This window comes from Sphingobium chlorophenolicum, assembly GCF_000722875.1.
Classification (GTDB): Bacteria; Pseudomonadota; Alphaproteobacteria; order Sphingomonadales; family Sphingomonadaceae; genus Sphingobium; species Sphingobium chlorophenolicum.
The window spans coordinates 22,058-41,088 of sequence record NZ_JFHR01000029.1 but is presented as its reverse complement, the minus strand read 5'-3'; the positions used below and the strand labels follow the sequence as shown (position 1 = coordinate 41,088).

The following is a 19,031-nucleotide window of genomic DNA, read 5'->3' as shown; positions in this document are numbered from 1 at the left end:
AGGAAGAGGCAGGCCCTTTCGGCCCTGCGGCGCATTGGGGTAAGCGGATAAATGAGGAAGCTCGGTCTGATAGGCGGTCTTAGCTGGACGTCGACGGCGCGCTATTATCAGATCATCAACCAGGCCGTGTACCGCGCCAAAGGCGGCCAGCACAGCGCCCCGCTGCTGATCGAAAGCCTGGATTTCGCGGACATAGGCCGCTCCACCACTGAACAGGAATGGGCGCATGCGGCGCAAGTGCTGACCGCCTCCGCGCGCCGTCTGGAACAGGGCGGCGCGGCGGCGCTGCTGATCTGCGCCAACTCCATGCACCGCGTCTATGACGAGGTGCAGGCGGGCGTGGACATCCCGATCATCAACATTGCCGAGGCAGTCGGGCGCAGGATGCAGGCCGACGGCATCGAAAAGGCCGCGCTGATCGGCACGCGCAACGTGATGACGGAGAAATTCTATCGCCAGCGGCTGGTGGCGCACGGCATCTCCCTGCTGCCGCCCGACATGGAACTGGCCGAGCGGATCGACCGGATCGTCTATGACGAACTGACCATCGGCAAGGTCAGCCGCGAGTCCGAACGCTATATGAAGTCGGAATTGACCGACATCGCCAAGGAACAGGTGCAGGCGGCGATCCTGGCCTGCACCGAACTGGAGATGATCGTCGACGTGAAGGCGAACGTGCTGCCCATCTATGACGGCACCAGCATCCACGCCCGCGCCGGCGTGGACGTGATCCTGGGCGAATAGCTGCCACTAAATCCTCCCTACGCGCAGCGTGGGGAGGGGGACCATGCGCAGCATGGTGGAGGGGAAATTCGGAGGTCGTGCCCCATTCCCCTCCACCAGCCTTCTGCTGGTCCCCCTCCCCATCTCTCGATGGGGAGGAATAGGGCAGGTCCACCTTCCACCCCACACCATCACGCAAAGAAAAAGGGCGGCGCCATCAGGCACCGCCCCAATTCTCCCAGCGCGAGCCGGGCAGCTAGGCCCCGCAAGTGCGAGGCCCGACCCGAACTTACTTGAGTTCGACGGTCGCGCCGGCTTCTTCGAGCTGCTTCTTGAGCTTCTCGGCTTCGTCCTTGCCAACGCCTTCCTTGACGGCCTTCGGCGCGCCTTCGACCAGAGCCTTGGCTTCGGTCAGGCCCAGGCCGGTGATGGCGCGGACTTCCTTGATGACGTTGATCTTCTTGCCGCCGTCGCCGGTCAGGACGACGTCGAATTCGTCCTTGGCTTCTTCAGCGGGAGCGGCGCCGGCAGCGCCACCGGCCGGAGCGGCCACAGCGACGGCAGCGGCGGCCGAAACGCCCCACTTTTCTTCCAGAGCCTTGGAGAGCTCAGCGGCTTCGAGAACGGTCAGGGCCGAGAGCTGGTCGACCAGTGCATTGATGTCTGCCATGTTGATATTCCCTTCTGGGCGGGGCACAGGCCCCTTGAATGAGAGTTGAAAACGGTATTCCGGAAAAATCCGAAGCCCTCAGGCCGCGTTCTTTTCCGCATAGGCGTTGAAGACCCGTGCGAGCTGAGCAGCCGGCGCCTGGGTGACGGTTGCGAGCTTGGTAGCCGGGGCGACCAGAAGGCCGACCAGCTTTGCGCGCAGTTCATCCAGCGACGGCATCGAGGCGAGCGCCTTGACGCCCTCCGCGTTCAGCAACACTTCGCCCATCGCGCCGCCAACGATCTCAAGCTTGTCGTTGGTCTTGGCGAATTCGACCGCAACCTTGGCGGCTGCGACCGGATCGGCCGAGGAGGCGAGGCCAACCGGGCCGGTCAGCAGGTCGCTGATGCCGGTGTAGCTGGTGCCTTCAAGGGCGATCTTGGCGAGGCGGTTCTTCGTAACCTTGTAGGTGCCGCCGGCATCGCGCATCTTCTGGCGAAGCTGGGTCGACTGAGCGACCGTCAGCCCGAGGTTGCGGGTCACGACGACCACGCCGACATCGGCCAGATATGCGTTCAGCGCGGAAACGACCTCAGCTTTCTGATTACGATCCATGCCTTTACTCCACTTCATGTTCCCCGGAACGTCCGGAGAACGGCAAAAACCCGCGACTTGCGCGGGGCATTGGTCCGAAGGGGAGAGATCGACCGGCCCGCATCCCTCAGGAAAAACAGGCAGACCCGGACAGGCGCTTGCGCCCGGCCGGCAAAGAACTTTTCCCCGTCTAGGCTGGAAATTAAGAAGGGCATATTCCCTTCACCAACTGTCTCGGACGGAAGACCCCCAAGGGGGTCCGCTGAGCGCGCCCCTACAGATTTGGCCGCGCCCTGTCAAATCCTCCCTATGCGAAGCATGGGGAGGGGGACCGCCGCCGAAGGCGGTGGTGGAGGGGAAATGCGGAGGTCGTGCCCCATTCCCCTCCACCACCGCTTTCAGCGGCGGTCCCCCTCCCCATCTACCGATGGGGAGGAATAGGATAGGTCCGTTCTAAACCCGATCCGCCTGCACCACCGTATCCAACCCGCGCAGCGCCGACAAAATCCGGTTCAGATGCTGCGCGTCCGCCACCTCCAGATCGATGATGTCGGTGTGGAACGGCCCTTCGCGGTTCACCAGTTGCAGGTTCAGAATGTTCGCCTTGGTCGCGCCGAACACATTGGTGACGGCGGCCAGCGCGCCCGGCTGGTTCTTCACGATCACCGACAGCCGCGCCGTGCCGCCCTTCGACTTGCTGTCCCAGCTCAGGTCGACCCAATCATCGTCCTGATCCACCTCCAGCGAGCGGCAGTCGATGGTGTGAACCTCGATCGGCTCTCCGGTGCGGCGGACGCCGACGATGCGGTCGCCGGGAACGGGGTGGCAGCAGTCGCCCAGATTATAGGCGATGCCCGGCGTCAGGCCGCGGATCGAGACCGGAGCATGCTGGCGCGGATGAGCTTCCTCCATCCCCTCCGCGCTGGTGGAGCCGGGAATAAGCGCCTCCATTACCTCCGAATCGAGCAGGCGATGCGTGGCGATGGCGACCATCAGCGAAGCGCGATCATCCAGCTTCAGCCGTTTCAACGCCGCCTTCAGCGCCTTGTCGCCCAGTTCGCTCGCCAGTTCGGGGGAGAAACGGCCGATAATCTCTTCATAGAGCTTCTCGCCCAGCGCCACTTCCTCGCCGCGCTGCTTCTGGCGGATATAGCGGCGGATGGCGGCGCGGGCCTTGCCGGTGATGGCGAAGGTCAGCCAGCCCGGCTGCGGCTCCTGCCCCTCCGACTTCAATATCTCGACCTGATCGCCATTTTCCAGCGTGGTGCGCAGCGGCACGACCCGGCCGTTGACCTTCGCGCCCACCGTCTGGTTGCCCAGCGACGTATGCACCGCATAGGCGAAGTCGACCGGGGTCGACCCCTTGGGCAACTGGTGCAGTTCGCCCTTGGGGGAGAAGGCGAAGATGCGGTCCTGATACATCGCCATGCGCGTATGTTCGAGCAGTTCGTCCGCGTCCTGGCTCTGTTCCAATATTTCCACCAGGTCGCGCAGCCACGCCGCCTGATGGTCGCTGGCGTCGCCGCGCTGCTTGTAGGCCCAATGCGCCGCCAGACCCAGTTCGGCATCATGATGCATGTCGCGGCTGCGGATCTGCACCTCGATCCGGGCATTGTCCTGATGGATGACCGTGGTGTGCAGCGAGCGATAGCCGTTGCGTTTGGGCGTGGAGATATAATCCTTGAACCGCCCTGGCACCATTTTATAGGTCTGGTGGATGACGCCCAATGCGCGGTAGCAATCCTCCGTCGTCTCGGTGATCACGCGGAACGCCATGACGTCGGTCAGTTGCTCGAAGCTGATATGGCGCTCCTGCATCTTCTTCCAGATGGAATAGGGATGCTTTTCCCGGCCCGACACCGTGACCGGCAGCCCCTTGCCGCCCAGCAGCAGTTGCAGTTCCGCGCCGATCCGGTCGACCTTGTCATGGCCGCCTTCCTTCAGTTGTTCCAGCCGCTTGGTGATGCTGTCATAGGCTTCCGGCTCCAGTTCGCGGAAGGCGAGCAACTGCATCTCGCGCATGAAGTCGTACATGCCGATCCGCTCCGCCAGCGGGGCATAGATGTCCATCGTCTCGCGGGCGATGCGGCGGCGCTTCTGCTCATTCTTGATGAAGTGCAGCGTGCGCATATTGTGCAGCCGGTCGGCCAGCTTCACCAGCAGCACCCGGATATCGTCCGACATGGCGAGCAGGAATTTGCGCAGATTCTCCGCCGCCCGCTCATTTTCGGACATGGCCTCGATCTTGCTGAGCTTCGTCACGCCGTCGACCATCTTGGCGACGTCCTTGCCAAAGGCCTGCTCAATCTCCGCATAGGTGACCAGCGTATCCTCTATCGTGTCGTGCAGCAGCGCGGTCACGATGGTCTGGTCGTCCAGGTTGAAGTCGGTCAAAATGCCTGCGACTTCAATCGGATGGCTGAAATAGGGGTCTCCGCTGGCGCGCTTCTGGCTGCCATGTTTCTGGACCGAAAACACATAGGCGCGGTTGATCATCGCTTCGTCCGCATCCGGATCGTAGCGCTTTACCCGTTCGACAAGTTCATATTGGCGTAGCATTGCCCTACCGATTGTCCGCGATGACCCTTGCAGCGCAACAAAAAAATCCCATTTAGGGGCAAGTGCGATGCAGTTTTGCAACGCGGGTGGCTTTAAGCTATCAAGTGAAGACGATGACACAAAATCTTGCGCAGGATCTGGAACAATGCGCGCTGCCCAGCGCATTGGAGGTGATGGTCGAACGCTGGTCGTTCCTCATTTTGCGGGGCGCTCTTTCGGGAATCCGGCATTTCGAGGAGTTTCAGTCGATCCTCGGCATCGCCCGCAACATCCTGGCGAATCGGCTCGCGCGGCTGGTGGAAAACGGCATCATGGTGCGTCAGCCGATGCAGTGCGACCGGCGCAAGGTCGAATATCGCCTGACGCAAAAGGGCGAGGATCTGGCACCCGCCATGATCGCGCTGCGCCAATGGGGCGAAAAATGGGGCTGCGGTCCCATTTACTGCCAGGTGCTGGCCGACAGCCGCGATCGGCAACCGATCCGCAAGATGACCATCCAGGCCCATGACGGCCGGGAACTGGAGCCGAGCGACCTGATCTGGCTCTGCGTCGATGAGGAAACGCCGCTCCGGCAGGAAGCGGCCGCCGCCTGACGATAATGGGGGTGCGCCCTGCATCTGCCAGTCATGCTGAAACAAGTTCAGCATGACGGTTGTTCTGACAGCCCCTGATGCTTTAGGCTGACGCCAATGTCAGTGCATCGTTTCCAGCCCCAACCCTTTTTCGCGGACAAGAACCGCGCTTTCTGGAACCTCCAGTCGGTGGGATGGGCCGGGGCCTTCCTGCTGCGCGGGTCGTCCACCATCGCCAATGGGCAGCCGCTTTCCAGCCTGATCCCGGTGATGATATCGACCGTGTCGGGCTATTCGGTGACGCTGCTGATCGCGGTGGTGTTCCGCTTCCTCCAGCGTCAACGGCCGATCGTCACCTGGGGCGCGTCCATCGTCACCGTTGTGGTCGCGGCGGGCCTGGTGGCGTTCATCGACGCCTGGGTGTTTTCGACCCAGAACCGGGGCAGCGACACGGCGGGGCTGCAACTGTTCCTGGGCGCCTTCTACCTCTCCATGACCCTGCTGGGCGCATGGTCGGCGCTTTATTATGCGATCAACTTCTACCTGACGGTGGAGGAGCAGGCGGACCAGTTGCTCCGGCTGGAAAATCAGGCGTCCAGCGCGCAACTCGCCATGCTGCGCTATCAGCTCAATCCGCATTTCCTGTTCAATACGCTCAACAGCATCTCGACCCTGGTGCTGCTGAAGCAGACCGACCGGGCCAATGCGATGCTGTCCCGCCTGTCCTCCTTCCTGCGCTACACGTTGATCAACGAACCGACCGCGCAGGTGACGATCGAGCAGGAGATAGAGACGCTGAAACTCTATCTGGAGATTGAGAAGATGCGGTTCGAGGATCGCCTGCGCCCCGTTTTCAACATCGATCCGGCGGTGGCGCAGTCGCGCCTGCCCTCCCTCCTGCTCCAGCCGCTCGTCGAAAATGCGATCAAATATGCGGTCACGCCCAAGGAGGAAGGCGCGGAAATCTCCGTCACGGCGCAGCCTGCCGGTGAAAACGTCCGGATCATCGTATCCGATACGGGTCCGGGATTGAATGAGGGGTTCACCCGCCCGAACAATCCCGTCAGCGAAGGCACGGGCGTTGGTCTGGCGAACATCCGCGACAGGCTTATTCAGGCCTTCGGGGAACGACAGAGCTTCGAAACGCGTTCCACGCCTGGCGGCTTTTCGGTCCTGATCGAAATGCCGCTTAACCTGGATGAACCATCGAGAGTGGCCGCATGACCATAAGAACAATCCTCGTCGACGACGAAAGCCTGGCTATCCAAGGCCTTAAGCTGCGTCTGGAAGCGCATGAGGATGTCGAAATCGTAGAAACCTGTTCCAACGGCCGTGAAGCCATCCGCGCCATAAAGACGCACAAGCCCGACCTTGTGTTCCTCGACATTCAAATGCCCGGCTTCGACGGATTTTCCGTCGTGCAGGGGCTGATGGAGGTGGAACCGCCGCTCTTCATCTTCTGCACTGCTTATAGCGACCATGCGATCCGCGCTTTTGAGGCGCAGGCCGTCGACTATCTGATGAAGCCGGTGGAGGAAGGCCGCCTTGCCGACGCGCTGGACCGGGTGCGCCAGCGCCTGTCCGAAAAGAAGCAGGTGCAGGAAGCGGAAAAGCTGCGCGAAGTGCTGGCCGAAGTCGCGCCGGACGCGATGAACGATTTTGCGGGGGAGGGCGACGCGCCCGCCGCCAACCGCTTCGAAAAGCTCATCAACATCAAGGATCGCGGGCAGATTTTCCGCGTGGACGTGGATTCGATCGAACGGATCGATGCGGCGGGCGACTATATGTGCATCTATACCGCCGACAATTCGCTGATCCTGCGTGAGACGATGAAGGATCTGGAAAAGCGGCTGGACCCGCGCAATTTCCAGCGCGTGCACCGCTCCACCATCGTGAACCTCAGCCAGGTGCGGCAGGTGAAGCCGCACACCAACGGCGAATGTTTCCTGGTGCTGGAATCCGGCGCACAGGTGAAGGTCAGCCGCTCCTATCGCGACGTCGTGGCGCGGTTCGTGCACTAACAACCTCCCCTCCCGCAAGCGGGAGGGGCCGGGGGTGGGCAGCGAGCGAAGCGAGCTCCAGACGGCAGGGCGCAGGCAATCGCGCCCCCACGCCTTATTTCTTCACCGAAACACCCACTGCCGATTCAGCCCGAACACCAGCGCGGGCGTCACGAACAGCATGGCCGGGATGGGCGACCATTCCGGCCATCGCATATGGGTGACGCACAGCCACACCCACAGCGCGTTCAGCGCATAGCTCACCAGCGACACCGCGACGAAGCGAAACCCCCGCGCCGCCTGATTGTCGCGCCCGCCATGCCCGCGAAAGGTGAAGCTGCTATGCGTCACATAGCCGATCGCCACCGCCGCCAGATAGCCGATGCCGTTGGCGACCTGCGGATGCAGCCCCACCGGTGCGGCCAGCGTCCAGTAGATCGCCGCCTGGCAGGCCGTCACGAACAGCCCGGTCAGGCCGTAACGAACGATCTGCCAGAACAGCGCCTGTTTTTCCGGTGTGAAGATTTGTAGGATTTTCATGCCGCCCCGTTGCGCTTTGATGCGGAGCCTCTAATCCACCGGCCATGAAACTGCAAAGCTGGCCAGCCCTGCGCGCCCGTATCGCTCCCCTGGCGACGAAATTGTCCCATCATGCGGAGCGGAACTGGAAATGGCTGACCGTCCTGCTGTGGATCGGCGCCATGGCCTGCCTGTTCACGATGCGCTGGCCGCAAATCCATTGGCTGACGCTTAGCGATACGGACGACAATATCCGCTTCCTCCAGGTGAGGGACTGGCTGGCGGGGCAGGGCTGGTATGACCTGCGGCAATATCGGCTCGACCCGCCCGCCGGGTTCAACATCCACTGGTCGCGGCTGGTGGACCTGCCGCTCGCGGGGCTGATGCTGTTCTTCCGCGCCTTTCTGGATCAGGGGCTGGCCGACCGGCTGGCCTGCGGCATCGCGCCGATGCTGCCGCTGTTGCCGCTGATGCTGGGGCTGGGCTTCATCGCCCGGCGGCTGGCGGGGGGGAATAGCTGGTTCCTGGCCGCCCTCGCCCCCTTCGCCGCGCAGATGGGCATCGGCATGTTCGTGCCGATGCGGATCGACCATCATGGCTGGCAACTGACCTTCACCGTGCTGATGCTGGCGGGGCTGATCGACCGCAACTGGCTGCGCGGCGGCATCGTCGCGGGGGTCAGCAGCGCCCTGTCCATCGCCATCGGCATGGAGATGATCGTCTATCTGGCCGCCGGCGGAGCGCTGATCGCGCTGCGCTGGGTGTTCAAGGATGGCGCGGCGCGGCGGATGCTGCCCTATGCGCTCAGCCTGGGGGGCGCGACGTCCATCCTGTTCCTGCTCTTTGCCAGCTACGCCAATCGGGAAATGGTGTGCGACGCCATCTCACCCATCTGGGTCGCGATCTTCGCCACGGCTTCGGCGGGGATGGCGCTGCTGGCGCTTCTGCCGCTCAGAAACTGGCCTGCGCGGCTGGGCGCGGGGCTGGTGGTAGGCGCGGCGGTGGCGGCCTTCGCCTGGCTCAATTGGCCGCAATGCCTGTCCGGCGCCTATCAGATCTCGCCCGAACTGGACCGCCTGTGGCTCGCCAACATCCGCGAGGCCAAGCCGATCACCGTACAGGCGCGCAGCCTGATCGTGCCGCTGATGGCGATACCGGTCGCGGGCCTTTTCGGCCTGATCTGGGCGCTGTGGGATTCGCGGCGCGACGGCGACCGACTCTGGGCCTGGGCCACGGTCGGCCTGATGATGCTCTTTTCGACCGCCCTGCTCTTCTGGCAGTTGCGCGCAGGCCCGGCGGCCCAGTTGCTGGCCATCCCCCCTGCGGCCTGGGCGGCCTATCGCCTGCTGTGCCTCATTGGAAGCGGGCGACCACTGGCGCGCGGTCTGGCGGCGGCGGGCGCCGCGCTGCTGGGCGTGGCGGCCTTCGCGACGCCGCTCTATCCGCAGATCAACCAATTCTGGGTCAAGACCACGGGGGAGCAGCCCAAGCCGCCGAAACCTGCGCTCCAGGCCCGCCGCAAGGCGATAGACAAGGCCAATGGCCGCTGCCGCACGCTTCCCGCGCTGGAGGTGCTGAATCAGGTGCCCGCGGCGACCATCTTCACCATGGTCGACCTCGGTCCGCGCCTGATCGTCGCCACCCACCATAGCGCCATCGCCGGTCCCTATCACCGCAACGGCGCGACCATATTGGACATGCACCACGCCTATGACGGCCCGGCGGAGGCGTTCCGCCCGATCGCGGCGAAGCATCACGCCACCTATTTGCTGGTCTGCCCCGGCTTCCCCGAAGGCACCATCTACCAGTCGCGCAGTCCCAAAGGCTTTTATGCGGCGCTGATGCGGGGCGATGTGCCGAACTGGCTGAAGCCCGTGACGCTGCGGACCGGCATGACGCTGCCCTACACCCTCTACCGCATCGATTATTCAGCGCCGGGCGACGAAAAAGTCCCGCAGCAGCGTTGATGCCTCGGCTTGGGCGAGGTCGCCATAGACTTCGGGCCGGTGCAGACATTGCGGCTGCGTAAAGAAGCGCGGTCCCTGCTCAATGGCGCCGCCCTTGGGATCGGCGGCGGCATAATAGAGGCGGGCGATGCGCGCGTGGGAGATCGCGCCCGCGCACATGGCGCAAGGCTCCAGCGTGACCCACAGGTCGCAGCCGTTCAGCCGGAAATCCCCCAGAAGCGCCGCCGCCGCCCGGATCGCGACGATTTCGGCATGGGCGGTGGGGTCATTGTCGCGCCGGTTGCGATTCTCGCCCTCCCCAACGATCCGGCCATCAAGCGTAACGACCGCGCCAATGGGAACCTCCCCCGCTTCCGCGGCGCTGCGGGCAAGGTCCAGGGCGCGCCGCATGGCATCAGGCAGGGGAAAGGGCGAAGACATGGCCTCACCCATAGAGGATGGCGGCCCGCAGGGGGAGGGGGAACAGGGTGCGTCTTTTACAGGCTAAGCCCTATCTCACGGCTTCTTCACATCCACCGTCGGCACTTCGACCGTTTCCTTGCGCTTGCCGACCTCGACCTTGGCCACATTGGCCTCATATTTGGGCAGGGAGCCGCCCTTGACCGCCACATCCGGCAGGCTTCCCTCCTGCGTCTTTTGCAGGTCGATGAAGCCAGTCGCGATGCCGCCAGCCAGAACCAGCAACAAAATCAGCACCAAGCCACCAATGAATCGCATTTCGGCCTCCTTTGGCTTATGGGGCGTCAACGCTCATGAGTCGGAAAGGGTTGCGGCCCCGAAAGGCTCCGGGCGGGTTGACGTGCGCCGGGAATCCCGTTATCGGCGCCGCTTTCCGAACGAACCCGAATTACAAGGTTGATTGACTATGTCGCGCATTTGCGAGCTGACCGGCAAGGGCCGCCAGGTGGGTCACAATGTTTCCCACGCCAATAACAAGACCAAGCGCGTGTTCCTGCCCAACCTGCAGAACGTGTCGCTGATCTCCGAAGCGCTGGAAACGACCGTGAAGCTGCGCGTGTCGACCCATGGTCTGCGTTCGGTCGAACATAATGGCGGCCTGGACAACTGGCTGCTGAAGACCAGCGACGAGAAGCTGTCGCTGAAGGCCCGTCGCCTGAAGCGCGACATCGCGAAGAAGAAGACCGCCGTCGCGGCCTGATTCCCTCCGCTTCGTTCGCTTGAAAGAGCGGCCCCGCAACGGGCCGCTTTTTTGCGTTGGCCCAATATAATTCCTCCCTACGCGAAGCGTGGGGAGGGGGACCGCTCGCGGAGCGAGTGGTGGAGGGGAAATACGCAGGTCGTGCCCCATTCCCCTCCACCAGCCTTCGGCCGTCGAAGAGAGTCACGTGCCTCTCTTCGACCCTCCCCATCTCCCGATGGGGAGGATTAAAAATCCAACCCAAATTTCAGCAACAGGGTCCGCTGGAAGAATTCATGATTATCGTCGGACGCGATCCAGACGATCCGGCGCCCGCCCTCCCGCGTCACGGCCAGCCCCTCGAAATTGTCGGCCAGCAGCGGCGGCGCCAGCCGGGCCAGCGCCCGCGCCTTAAGCCGGTCGCCGGGTCGCGGCCTTTCCGGCAGCTCGACCATCGCCAGCGTCGCGGTGAACAATGACTGCAAGGTCAGCCGCCGGTTGAGCACCAGCACATGCCGCGCGTCCAGCGCCACCGCGTCGGTCGGGCGATAGCCCCGCGGCGGCACATAGCGCAGGTGCATGGGGCGCGCAGTCGCGGCCTCCGCCGGGTCGCCCGCGAACAGCAGCGCGTCATGGCTGCCGTCGGCGGTCATGCCCATCTCCGCCAGCACCAGGAACCGCCCGTCGGGCAGCCGCGCCAGCGATTCGATCGATCCGGTTTCGGGCCAGGCCTCTATCTCCGGCCAGGTGCGGCATGCCTCCACGCGGGCGAAGCCGGGCGAATAGCGGCAGATCATCTGCTGCAACTCGAACCCCACCCAATATCGCCCGGTCGCGGGATCGCGGGCCATCGCCTCCGAATCCCAGGCCCACCAGGGGCGGTCGCGGTCCTGCGGCCGGATGGGGAGGGGGGCGATGAACGGCCGCCGCTCCGCCCGGCCGGAACCGACGTGAAAGCCCATCAGCGTGCCGGAATCGCTGAGCGCCAATATCTGCCCGTCCGGCTCCGCCAGCAGGGATGATATGCCGCCGAACCCATGATGCGCGCTGCTGAGTTGCCATCCGCCCAGATAATGAAGCGGCCCCAGGTCGCGCTGGCCGGGATCGGCGGCGTTCAGCGGCAGGGCGCGCGCGCTCACCAGCAGCGGACCGGCGGCGAAGGGTTCGGGCTTGTTCTTGTGCGGCGCGGGCAGGAGCAGGATCGCAAGCAGCAGGACGATCAGGATTCGGCGCATCGCCCTTGCCATAGGATATTATCGCGTGGCGTGAAGGGTTTTTCGCCGGGCATCGTCCCCGCTGGCCTTGCGGCCCGAAAAGCGCGATGATGTTGGTCGTGGTCGTGGATGACACGGCGCTTAGCTGAACGATGGCTGACATGGCCATTCAGGCTCGGCTCAATGCGAATCGGGCAAAAGGGCGTCAATCGATGGCGAGTCCCGGCACGGACGAGCCGATGGCATAGTCGAGGAGCAACGCCATGAAGACGAAATTCCTGATCAATCTGGGCGCGGCGCTGGCGATGGGCGCTGCTTCCCTGGCCGCCACCGCGACGCCCGCCATGGCCCGCGACGGCTGGGGCCGCCATTATGAACGCGGCGACTATTATCGCGGCGACCGGGGCTACCGCGGCTATCGCGACGGCTATTATCGGGGCGGCGGCTATTATCGCGGCGACGGCTATCGCTATCGCGGTTATCGCGGCGGCTATCGCTGCCGGGACAATGGCACGGGCGGCACCATCATCGGCGCGATCGCCGGCGGCCTGCTCGGCAATGAAGTCGGCAAGGGCAGCGGCCGCTATGGCCGTCGCGGCGATGGTACGACGGGCGCGATCATCGGCGCGGGCGTGGGCGCACTTGCCGGGCGCGCCATCGACCGGGATTGCTGATCCAGCGCCGGAAGGACGAACGAAAGAGGGCCGCTCCATCGGGGCGGCCCTTTTTTCGTCTGCTCAGGGCAAAGAAAAAGGCCGCTCCGTTTCCGGCGCGGCCCCTTTCCAGACATTCCCGAAAGGGAATTACATCGCGTTCGCAGCAGCGTTGCTCGCGGTGTTGGCAACGTTCGAAGCGGCGTTCGAAGCGTTGTCGGCAGCGTTCAGCGCGGCGTTCATGGCGTTGTCGGCAGCATTCGAAGCATTCTCGGCAGCATTGGCGGCGTTGTTGGCGGCATTTTCCGCACCGCCCGAGCAGGCGGCCAGGCCGAGCGACGCGGCGAGAACGAGCGAAAGAGCAATCGACTTGGTCATGGGTTAACCCCTCTCTGAGAATAATAACGGCGCAGACCACTCTCGGAGAAAAGTTCACCCCCCATTGCGTCTGCGGGCCGATTCGTAATGAATCCGGCGACTCATGGCAATCCCAATCATGCGCCAAGCCCGTGATTTGGGGCTGGAAGGGGCGGGAAGGGCGCGGTCCGAACGGCCATTGACGTATATAAAGATTTCTTTATATGATCCTGTCATGAGCGCGGCACTCGACATTTTCCGGGCATTGGGCGACCCCACGCGGCTGCGCATCATCCATCTGTTGCGCGCCATGGAACTGGCCGTGGGTGAGATTGCGCAGGTCGTCGGGCAAAGCCAGCCCCGCGTGTCGCGCCATGTCCGCATCCTGGCCGAAGCCGATCTGGTGGAACGGCGCAAGGAAGGCAATTGGGTTTTCCTGCGCCTGGGCAAAGGACCGGAAATCGCGCCTTTCCTGACGCTGTTCGACCAGCTTGTCCCGTCGGAGGGCGAACTTCTGTGGCAGAAGGCCGACCTGGCCCGGCTTGCTGCGGTACGGGCGGACCGCGCCCAGGCGGCGGAAAGCTATTTCGCCGAACATGCCGAGCTATGGGACGCGATCCGGTCGCTGCACGTGCCGGAGGGCGATGTGGAGGCGGCGATGACCGCGCTGCTGGGGGCGGAGCCGATCGGCCATCTGCTCGACATCGGCACCGGCACCGGGCGCATGATCGAATTGTTCGGCCCGTCGGCGGATCAGGTGACGGCGCTGGACCGCAGCCCCGACATGTTGCGGCTGGCCCGCGCCAAGCTGCCGGAGGATGCGGGCGACAAATATGCGCTGGTGCTGGGCGATTTCGGCGCCCTGCCGCTGGAGCCGGGCAGCGCCGACACCGTGGTGCTGCATCAGGTGCTGCACTATGCGCAGGCCCCCGAAGCGGTGATCGAGGAAGCGGCGCGGGTGACGGCGGCGGGCGGCCGGGTGCTGATCGCCGATTTCGCGGCCCATGAACGGGAGGAACTCCGGCTGCGCGACCAGCATGCGCGCCTGGGCTTTTCCGACGAGCAGATCGAAAGCTGGTTCCGGCAAGCGGGACTGGAACTGGAGCGGGTGGAGGTGCTGCCCGGCCAGGAACTGACGGTGCAATTATGGCTGGGACGGCGCCGTGGCGCGCGCGTCCTGCCTATCGAAGGACGACTTTCCGCATGACCCTTGGTTTCCCCTCCGTCGAAGCGGCCCAGGCGTGGCAGGCGCCGCTCTATGCCGATCTGGCGGGCGACGTGAATGTGAGCTTCGAATTCTTCCCCCCCAAGTCGGAGAAGATGGAGGAGCAACTTTGGTCCGCCATCCAGACGCTGACGCCGCTGGCGCCGAAATTCGTGTCGGTCACCTATGGCGCGGGCGGATCGACGCGGGAGCGGACGCACAACACCGTGGCCCGCATCGCGAAGGAGACGCCCCTGTCGGCGGCGGCGCACCTGACCTGCGTCGCGGCGAGCAAGGCCGAGATCGACGAGGTGGCCGACGCCTATTGGGAAGCGGGCGTGCGGCATATCGTCGCCCTGCGCGGCGATCCGCCGGAAATGGGCGCGAAGTTCGAGCCCCATCCGGAAGGCTATAAGGGCGCGGCGGAACTGGTCGCAGGGCTGGTGAAACGTCACCCGTTCGAGATTTCGGTGGCCGCTTATCCGGAAACCCATCCCGACGCGCAGAGCGCGCAGAGCGACATCGATAACCTCAAGCGCAAGCTGGACGCGGGCGCGACGCGGGCGATCACGCAATTCTTCTTCGAACCGGAGACCTTCTTCCGCTTTCGCGATACGGTCGCGGCGGCGGGGATCGACGCGGACATCATCCCCGGCATCATGCCGGTCAGCAATTTCGCGGCGGTCCAGCGCATGTCGGCCATGTGCAACACCGACGTGCCCGGCTGGATGGGCAAGCTGTTCGAGGGGCTGGACGACCACGCCGCCGCCCGGCAACTCGTCTCCGCCACGCTGGCGGCGGAACTGTGCCGGAAGCTTTATGCGGGCGGGGTGCGCGACTTTCATTTCTATACGCTCAACCGGGCGGAACTCAGCTATGCGATCTGCCATCTGCTGGGGCTGCGGCCGGTGGCGACAAATGCGGTTTGAAATTTTCCGTTCGTCCTGAGTAGCCATTGAGCCTGTCGAAATGGCGTATCGAAGGACTGTCCTTCGATACGGGTCTTCGACAAGCTCAGCCCCTACTCAGGACGAACGGTGGTTATTCAGGAAGCGAGTTTGGTGGAATGACTCCCGAACAACAATTCCGCGCCGTGGCGGCGGAAAAGATCATGATCTTCGACGGCGGCTACGGCACGTCGATCCAGAAGCACGGCCTGACCGAGGCGGATTATCGCGGGAATCTCGACCTGCCGAAGGACCAGAAGGGCAATAACGACCTTCTGTGCCTCACTCGCCCGGACATAGTAGAGGGCATCCATGCCGCCTATCTCGACGCGGGCGCGGACATGATCGAGACCAACACCTTCTCCTCCACCAAGATTGCCATGGCCGATTATGGCTGCGAACATCTGGTGCGGGACATCAACGTCGCCGCCGCGAAGCTGGCCCGCGCCGCGTGCGAGAAGGCGACGGCGAAGGACGCCCGCCCGCGCTTCGTGGCCGGGTCCATCGGCCCGACGAACAAGACCCTGTCGATCTCCCCCGACGTGAACGACCCCGCCTATCGCGAGGTCGATTACGACACGCTCAAGGCCGACTATCGCGAGCAATGCGACGCGCTGATCGAGGGCGGGGTGGACTTCCTGCTGGTGGAGACCTGCTTCGACACGCTGAACGCCAAGGCGGCGGGCATGGCGGCGCGGGAAGCGGAGGCGGCGGCCGGACGGCCCGTGCCCCTGATGCTCAGCTTCACCATCACCGACATGTCAGGCCGCAACCTGTCGGGCCATACGATCAACGCCTTCTGGTATTCGCTGCGGCATTTGAAGCCGCTGACCATCGGCGTGAACTGCGCCTTCGGGGCGGATTTGCTGCGGCCCTATCTCTCCGAACTGGCGAAGAATGCCGATACGCTGATCCTGGCCTATCCCAATGCGGGCCTGCCCAACGAACTGGGCCAATATGACGAACTGCCCGAAACGACGGCGAAGCTGATCCGCCAGTGGGTGGATGAGGGGCTGGTGAACATGGTCGGCGGCTGCTGCGGCACCACGCCCGCGCATATCGGCGCGGTGGCGAGGGCGCTGGCGGGGCAGAAGCCGCGTCAGGTGCCGGAACTGCCCGTGGTGACGCGGCTCGCGGGCCTCGAACCCATGCACATCGCGGCCTGAATCCCAGCCTCCGTTCGTGTCGAGCGAAGTCGAGACACGGGCGCACAACCGCTTCTCGACTTCGCTCGAAGCGAACGGATATTGTTAGAATGACCCAGCAATCGACCGCCACTTTCGTCAACATCGGTGAACGCACCAACGTCACCGGTTCGGCCAAGTTCAAGAAGCTGATCATGGCGGGCGACTATGCCGCGGCCATCGACATCGCCCGCGATCAGGTGGAGAACGGCGCGCAGATCGTCGACGTCAACATGGACGAAGGCCTGCTCGACGCGGTCGAGGCGATGACCACCTTCCTGAAGCTCATGACCTCCGAACCGGACATCAGCCGCGTTCCGGTGATGATCGACTCCTCGAAATGGGAAGTGATCGAGGCGGGCCTGAAATGCGTCTCCGGCAAGCCGGTCGTGAACTCCATCAGCATGAAGGAGGGCGAGGAAGCCTTCCTGCATCACGCCCGCCTCTGCATGGCCTATGGCGCGGCGGTGGTCGTCATGGCCTTCGACGAAACCGGCCAGGCCGACACGAAGGACCGCAAGGTCGAGATTTGCGAACGCGCCTACAAGCTGCTGCTGTCCATCGGCTTCCCGCCGGAGGACATCATCTTCGACCCCAATATCTTCGCCGTGGCGACCGGGATCGAGGAGCATAACAATTACGGCCTCGACTTCATCGAGGCGTGCCGGGAAATCAAGAAGCGCTGTCCGCACGTCCATATTTCCGGCGGCCTGTCGAACTTCAGCTTCTCCTTCCGCGGCAATGAGCCGGTGCGGCGGGCGATGCACAGCGTCTTCCTCTACCACGCCATTCCCGCCGGCCTCGACATGGCCATCGTCAATGCGGGGCAGCTTGACGTCTATGACGCCATCGACCCGGCGCTGCGCAAGGCGTGCGAGGATGTGCTGCTGAACAGCGATCCCGAAGCGGGCGACCGCCTCGTTGCGCTGGCGGAAAGCTACAAGGGCAAGGACGCCGCGTCGGAAAAGGCGGCGCAGGAATGGCGCGGCTGGCCGGTCGCCAAGCGGCTGGAGCATGCTTTGGTCAAGGGCATCGACATGTATGTGGTCGAGGATACGGAGGAAGCCCGCCTCGCTGCCGAAAAGCCCATCCAGGTGATCGAAGGCCCGCTGATGGACGGCATGAACGTGGTCGGCGACCTGTTCGGCGCGGGCAAGATGTTCCTGCCGCAAGTCGTCAAATCCGCCCGCGTCATGAAGAAGGCGGTCGCGCACCTCCTCCCCTTCATCGAGGCGGCGAAGGAACCCGGCGCCAAGGGCAAGGGCAAGATCATCATGGCCACGGTCAAGGGCGACGTCCACGATATCGGCAAGAATATCGTCGGCGTCGTGCTCCAGTGCAACGGCTTCGAGGTGGTCGACATGGGCGTGATGGTGCCCTGGCAGGACATCATCAAGGCCGCGAACGATCATGACGCCGACATGATCGGACTGTCGGGCCTGATCACCCCCTCGCTGGACGAGATGGTGACGGTCGCTGCGGAGATGCAGCGGGCGGAGATGACCATGCCGCTGCTGATCGGCGGGGCGACGACATCGCGGGTGCACACCGCGCTGCGCATCGATCCGGCGTTCACGGGACCGGTGGTGCATGTGCTGGACGCCAGCCGCGCGGTCGGCGTGGCGACGGCGCTCGTTTCCGAAACGCAGAAGAATGATTTCGTCCAGAAGACCAAGGACGATTATGAACATGTCCGCGTCGCCCGCGCGAACAAGGGGCAGAGCAAGCTGCTCAGCATAGAGGAAGCCCGCGACAACGCCTTTGAGATCGATGAGAGCCTGAAACCCGGCAAGCCCCGCCTGCCCGGCGTCCATCGCTTCCCGGATTGGGATTTGAAGGATCTGCGCAACTATATCGACTGGACGCCCTTCTTCCGCGCCTGGGAACTGGCGGGCAATTATCCCGCGATCCTGGACGACGAGGTGGTCGGCGAAAGCGCGACCAGCCTGTTCAACGACGCGCAGGCGATGCTGGACCGCGTCATCAACGAGAAGTGGCTGACGGCTCGCGGCGTGGCGGGCCTGTGGCCCTGCCGCCGGGAGGGCGACGACATCATCGTCCATGTCGAGGATGAAAAACATGTCACGCTTCCCATGCTGCGCCAGCAGATCGCGAAGAGGGAGGGGCGGGCCAATATGTGCCTGGCCGACTTCATCAGCCATGACGGCGACTGGATGGGCGGTTTCGCCGTGTCGATCCATGGCATCGAGCCGCATCTGGCGCGGTTCAAGAACGCCATCGACGATTATTCGGACATATTGCTCAAGGCGCTGGCCGACCGTCTGGCCGAAGCCTTCGCCGAGCGGCTGCACCATTATGTGCGGACGGCGCTCTGGGGCTATGCCGAGGGGGAGCAGCTTACCAACGAAGCGCTGATCAAGGAACAATATCGCGGCATCCGCCCCGCGCCGGGCTATCCCGCCTGCCCGGAACACAGCCTGAAGCCACTGCTGTTCGACATGCTCGACGCGCACCACGCAACCGGCGTCACCCTGACGGAAAGCTTCGCGATGTTGCCGACGGCGGCGGTCAGCGGCTTCTACTTCGGGCACCCGCAGGCCGAATATTTCGGCGTAGCGCGGGTCGGACGCGACCAGTTGGAGGATTACGCCCAGCGGCGCGGCGTGGATATGGAAACGGCGGAACGCTGGCTGCGGCCGAATTTGGATTGAATCCTACTCCTCCGTCATTCCCGCGAAGGCGGGAATCCATCTCCCATAAGAACGGACTTGATGCATGGTCAGGAGATGG

At 64.0% G+C, this 19,031-nt stretch carries 19 protein-coding genes; 11 read left to right on the top strand and 8 right to left on the bottom strand.

Translation table 11 applies throughout. From position 1 onward, the window contains the following. The first annotated feature begins 51 nt into the window (after window positions 1–51). Window positions 52–744: an aspartate/glutamate racemase family protein gene (locus BV95_RS13010; protein ID WP_037452516.1), complete on the top strand. Its 693-nt coding sequence runs from the start codon at window positions 52–54 to the stop codon at window positions 742–744. Between the two features lie 268 nt (window positions 745–1,012). Here the strand turns inward: BV95_RS13010 and rplL are convergent, their stop codons facing one another. The 3 genes from rplL to BV95_RS12995 all read right to left on the bottom strand — a co-directional run bounded on the left by rplL (window position 1,013) and on the right by BV95_RS12995 (window position 4,525). Then, the gene (gene rplL, locus BV95_RS13005) at window positions 1,013–1,393 is read right to left on the bottom strand and encodes a 50S ribosomal protein L7/L12 (protein WP_013848666.1); all 381 of its coding nucleotides are present in this window, start codon (window positions 1,391–1,393) and stop codon (window positions 1,013–1,015) included. A gap of 78 nt (window positions 1,394–1,471) precedes the next feature. Further along, a complete protein-coding gene (gene rplJ, locus BV95_RS13000) occupies window positions 1,472–1,987 on the bottom strand; it encodes a 50S ribosomal protein L10 (RefSeq protein WP_013848667.1) in 516 nt (171 codons plus the stop codon). A gap of 432 nt (window positions 1,988–2,419) precedes the next feature. Next, window positions 2,420–4,525, bottom strand: a complete 2,106-nt coding sequence (locus tag BV95_RS12995; protein ID WP_037452511.1) for a RelA/SpoT family protein — start codon at window positions 4,523–4,525, stop codon at window positions 2,420–2,422. Between the two features lie 113 nt (window positions 4,526–4,638). Here BV95_RS12995 and BV95_RS12990 point away from each other — a divergent pair, with 113 nt between their 5' ends. From BV95_RS12990 to BV95_RS12980, 3 genes are all read left to right on the top strand, one after another. Further along, window positions 4,639–5,118 (top strand): winged helix-turn-helix transcriptional regulator, encoded by a 480-nt coding sequence (locus BV95_RS12990; RefSeq protein WP_037452510.1) that lies wholly within the window; start codon window positions 4,639–4,641, stop codon window positions 5,116–5,118. 96 nt (window positions 5,119–5,214) lie between these two features. Continuing rightward, window positions 5,215–6,321 (top strand): sensor histidine kinase, encoded by a 1,107-nt coding sequence (locus tag BV95_RS12985; protein ID WP_007687467.1) that lies wholly within the window; start codon window positions 5,215–5,217, stop codon window positions 6,319–6,321. Further along, complete coding sequence (locus BV95_RS12980) at window positions 6,318–7,118, top strand: LytR/AlgR family response regulator transcription factor (RefSeq protein WP_037452507.1); 801 nt, start codon at window positions 6,318–6,320, stop codon at window positions 7,116–7,118. Before BV95_RS12985 ends, BV95_RS12980 begins: the two co-directional genes overlap by 4 nt. A gap of 102 nt (window positions 7,119–7,220) precedes the next feature. On the opposite strand, the gene BV95_RS12975 is transcribed toward BV95_RS12980, so the two are convergent. Further along, a complete protein-coding gene (locus BV95_RS12975) occupies window positions 7,221–7,637 on the bottom strand; it encodes a GtrA family protein (protein WP_037452505.1) in 417 nt (138 codons plus the stop codon). A gap of 44 nt (window positions 7,638–7,681) precedes the next feature. On the opposite strand from BV95_RS12975, the gene BV95_RS12970 reads away from it, so the two are divergent. Further along, complete coding sequence (locus BV95_RS12970) at window positions 7,682–9,583, top strand: hypothetical protein (protein ID WP_037452501.1); 1,902 nt, start codon at window positions 7,682–7,684, stop codon at window positions 9,581–9,583. On the opposite strand, the gene BV95_RS12965 is transcribed toward BV95_RS12970, so the two are convergent. Beyond that, on the bottom strand, window positions 9,545–10,003 hold the full coding sequence (locus BV95_RS12965; protein WP_037452557.1) for a nucleoside deaminase: 459 nt from the start codon (window positions 10,001–10,003) through the stop codon (window positions 9,545–9,547). The two genes, BV95_RS12970 and BV95_RS12965, sit on opposite strands and share 39 nt — an antisense overlap. 75 nt (window positions 10,004–10,078) lie before the next feature. Then, window positions 10,079–10,300 (bottom strand): hypothetical protein, encoded by a 222-nt coding sequence (locus BV95_RS12960; RefSeq protein WP_013848674.1) that lies wholly within the window; start codon window positions 10,298–10,300, stop codon window positions 10,079–10,081. 148 nt (window positions 10,301–10,448) lie between these two features. Here BV95_RS12960 and rpmB point away from each other — a divergent pair, with 148 nt between their 5' ends. Next, complete coding sequence (gene rpmB / locus BV95_RS12955) at window positions 10,449–10,742, top strand: 50S ribosomal protein L28 (RefSeq protein WP_037452498.1); 294 nt, start codon at window positions 10,449–10,451, stop codon at window positions 10,740–10,742. 227 nt (window positions 10,743–10,969) lie between these two features. Here rpmB and BV95_RS12950 read toward each other — a convergent pair whose 3' ends face one another. Next, complete coding sequence (locus tag BV95_RS12950) at window positions 10,970–11,956, bottom strand: esterase-like activity of phytase family protein (protein WP_037452496.1); 987 nt, start codon at window positions 11,954–11,956, stop codon at window positions 10,970–10,972. Window positions 11,957–12,198: 242 nt separating this feature from the next. On the opposite strand from BV95_RS12950, the gene BV95_RS12945 reads away from it, so the two are divergent. Further along, the gene (locus tag BV95_RS12945; protein ID WP_013848677.1) at window positions 12,199–12,609 is read left to right on the top strand and encodes a glycine zipper 2TM domain-containing protein; all 411 of its coding nucleotides are present in this window, start codon (window positions 12,199–12,201) and stop codon (window positions 12,607–12,609) included. A 129-nt stretch (window positions 12,610–12,738) separates the two neighbouring features. Here BV95_RS12945 and BV95_RS12940 read toward each other — a convergent pair whose 3' ends face one another. After that, window positions 12,739–12,966, bottom strand: coding sequence for a hypothetical protein (locus tag BV95_RS12940; protein WP_013848678.1), 228 nt, complete (start codon window positions 12,964–12,966; stop codon window positions 12,739–12,741). 214 nt (window positions 12,967–13,180) lie between these two features. Between BV95_RS12940 and BV95_RS12935 the strand changes: the two genes are divergently transcribed. The 4 genes from BV95_RS12935 to metH all read left to right on the top strand — a co-directional run bounded on the left by BV95_RS12935 (window position 13,181) and on the right by metH (window position 18,952). After that, window positions 13,181–14,152 (top strand): ArsR/SmtB family transcription factor, encoded by a 972-nt coding sequence (locus BV95_RS12935; RefSeq protein ID WP_037452492.1) that lies wholly within the window; start codon window positions 13,181–13,183, stop codon window positions 14,150–14,152. Then, entirely contained in the window at window positions 14,149–15,078 is a 930-nt protein-coding gene (gene metF, locus BV95_RS12930; protein ID WP_037452489.1) for a methylenetetrahydrofolate reductase, read from the top strand. Before BV95_RS12935 ends, metF begins: the two co-directional genes overlap by 4 nt. A gap of 137 nt (window positions 15,079–15,215) precedes the next feature. Beyond that, window positions 15,216–16,262 carry a homocysteine S-methyltransferase family protein gene (locus BV95_RS12925; protein WP_037452487.1) on the top strand — a complete coding sequence of 349 codons (1,047 nt, stop codon included), beginning with the start codon at window positions 15,216–15,218 and terminating at the stop codon, window positions 16,260–16,262. Window positions 16,263–16,351: 89 nt separating this feature from the next. Further along, window positions 16,352–18,952 (top strand): methionine synthase, encoded by a 2,601-nt coding sequence (gene metH / locus BV95_RS12920; RefSeq protein ID WP_037452485.1) that lies wholly within the window; start codon window positions 16,352–16,354, stop codon window positions 18,950–18,952. The last annotated feature ends 79 nt before the right edge of the window (window positions 18,953–19,031 follow it).

What these genes read in the sequence shown, in the direction of transcription:
- BV95_RS13010 (WP_037452516.1), top strand. Translation starts at nt 52, where the DNA reads ATGAGGAAGCTCGGTCTGATAGGCGGTCTTAGCTGGACGTCGACGGCG.
- rplL (WP_013848666.1), bottom strand. Translation starts at nt 1,393, where the DNA reads ATGGCAGACATCAATGCACTGGTCGACCAGCTCTCGGCCCTGACCGTT.
- rplJ (WP_013848667.1), bottom strand. Translation starts at nt 1,987, where the DNA reads ATGGATCGTAATCAGAAAGCTGAGGTCGTTTCCGCGCTGAACGCATAT.
- BV95_RS12995 (WP_037452511.1), bottom strand. Translation starts at nt 4,525, where the DNA reads ATGCTACGCCAATATGAACTTGTCGAACGGGTAAAGCGCTACGATCCG.
- BV95_RS12990 (WP_037452510.1), top strand. Translation starts at nt 4,639, where the DNA reads ATGACACAAAATCTTGCGCAGGATCTGGAACAATGCGCGCTGCCCAGC.
- BV95_RS12985 (WP_007687467.1), top strand. Translation starts at nt 5,215, where the DNA reads ATGTCAGTGCATCGTTTCCAGCCCCAACCCTTTTTCGCGGACAAGAAC.
- BV95_RS12980 (WP_037452507.1), top strand. Translation starts at nt 6,318, where the DNA reads ATGACCATAAGAACAATCCTCGTCGACGACGAAAGCCTGGCTATCCAA.
- BV95_RS12975 (WP_037452505.1), bottom strand. Translation starts at nt 7,637, where the DNA reads ATGAAAATCCTACAAATCTTCACACCGGAAAAACAGGCGCTGTTCTGG.
- BV95_RS12970 (WP_037452501.1), top strand. Translation starts at nt 7,682, where the DNA reads ATGAAACTGCAAAGCTGGCCAGCCCTGCGCGCCCGTATCGCTCCCCTG.
- BV95_RS12965 (WP_037452557.1), bottom strand. Translation starts at nt 10,003, where the DNA reads ATGTCTTCGCCCTTTCCCCTGCCTGATGCCATGCGGCGCGCCCTGGAC.
- BV95_RS12960 (WP_013848674.1), bottom strand. Translation starts at nt 10,300, where the DNA reads ATGCGATTCATTGGTGGCTTGGTGCTGATTTTGTTGCTGGTTCTGGCT.
- rpmB (WP_037452498.1), top strand. Translation starts at nt 10,449, where the DNA reads ATGTCGCGCATTTGCGAGCTGACCGGCAAGGGCCGCCAGGTGGGTCAC.
- BV95_RS12950 (WP_037452496.1), bottom strand. Translation starts at nt 11,956, where the DNA reads ATGCGCCGAATCCTGATCGTCCTGCTGCTTGCGATCCTGCTCCTGCCC.
- BV95_RS12945 (WP_013848677.1), top strand. Translation starts at nt 12,199, where the DNA reads ATGAAGACGAAATTCCTGATCAATCTGGGCGCGGCGCTGGCGATGGGC.
- BV95_RS12940 (WP_013848678.1), bottom strand. Translation starts at nt 12,966, where the DNA reads ATGACCAAGTCGATTGCTCTTTCGCTCGTTCTCGCCGCGTCGCTCGGC.
- BV95_RS12935 (WP_037452492.1), top strand. Translation starts at nt 13,181, where the DNA reads ATGAGCGCGGCACTCGACATTTTCCGGGCATTGGGCGACCCCACGCGG.
- metF (WP_037452489.1), top strand. Translation starts at nt 14,149, where the DNA reads ATGACCCTTGGTTTCCCCTCCGTCGAAGCGGCCCAGGCGTGGCAGGCG.
- BV95_RS12925 (WP_037452487.1), top strand. Translation starts at nt 15,216, where the DNA reads ATGACTCCCGAACAACAATTCCGCGCCGTGGCGGCGGAAAAGATCATG.
- metH (WP_037452485.1), top strand. Translation starts at nt 16,352, where the DNA reads ATGACCCAGCAATCGACCGCCACTTTCGTCAACATCGGTGAACGCACC.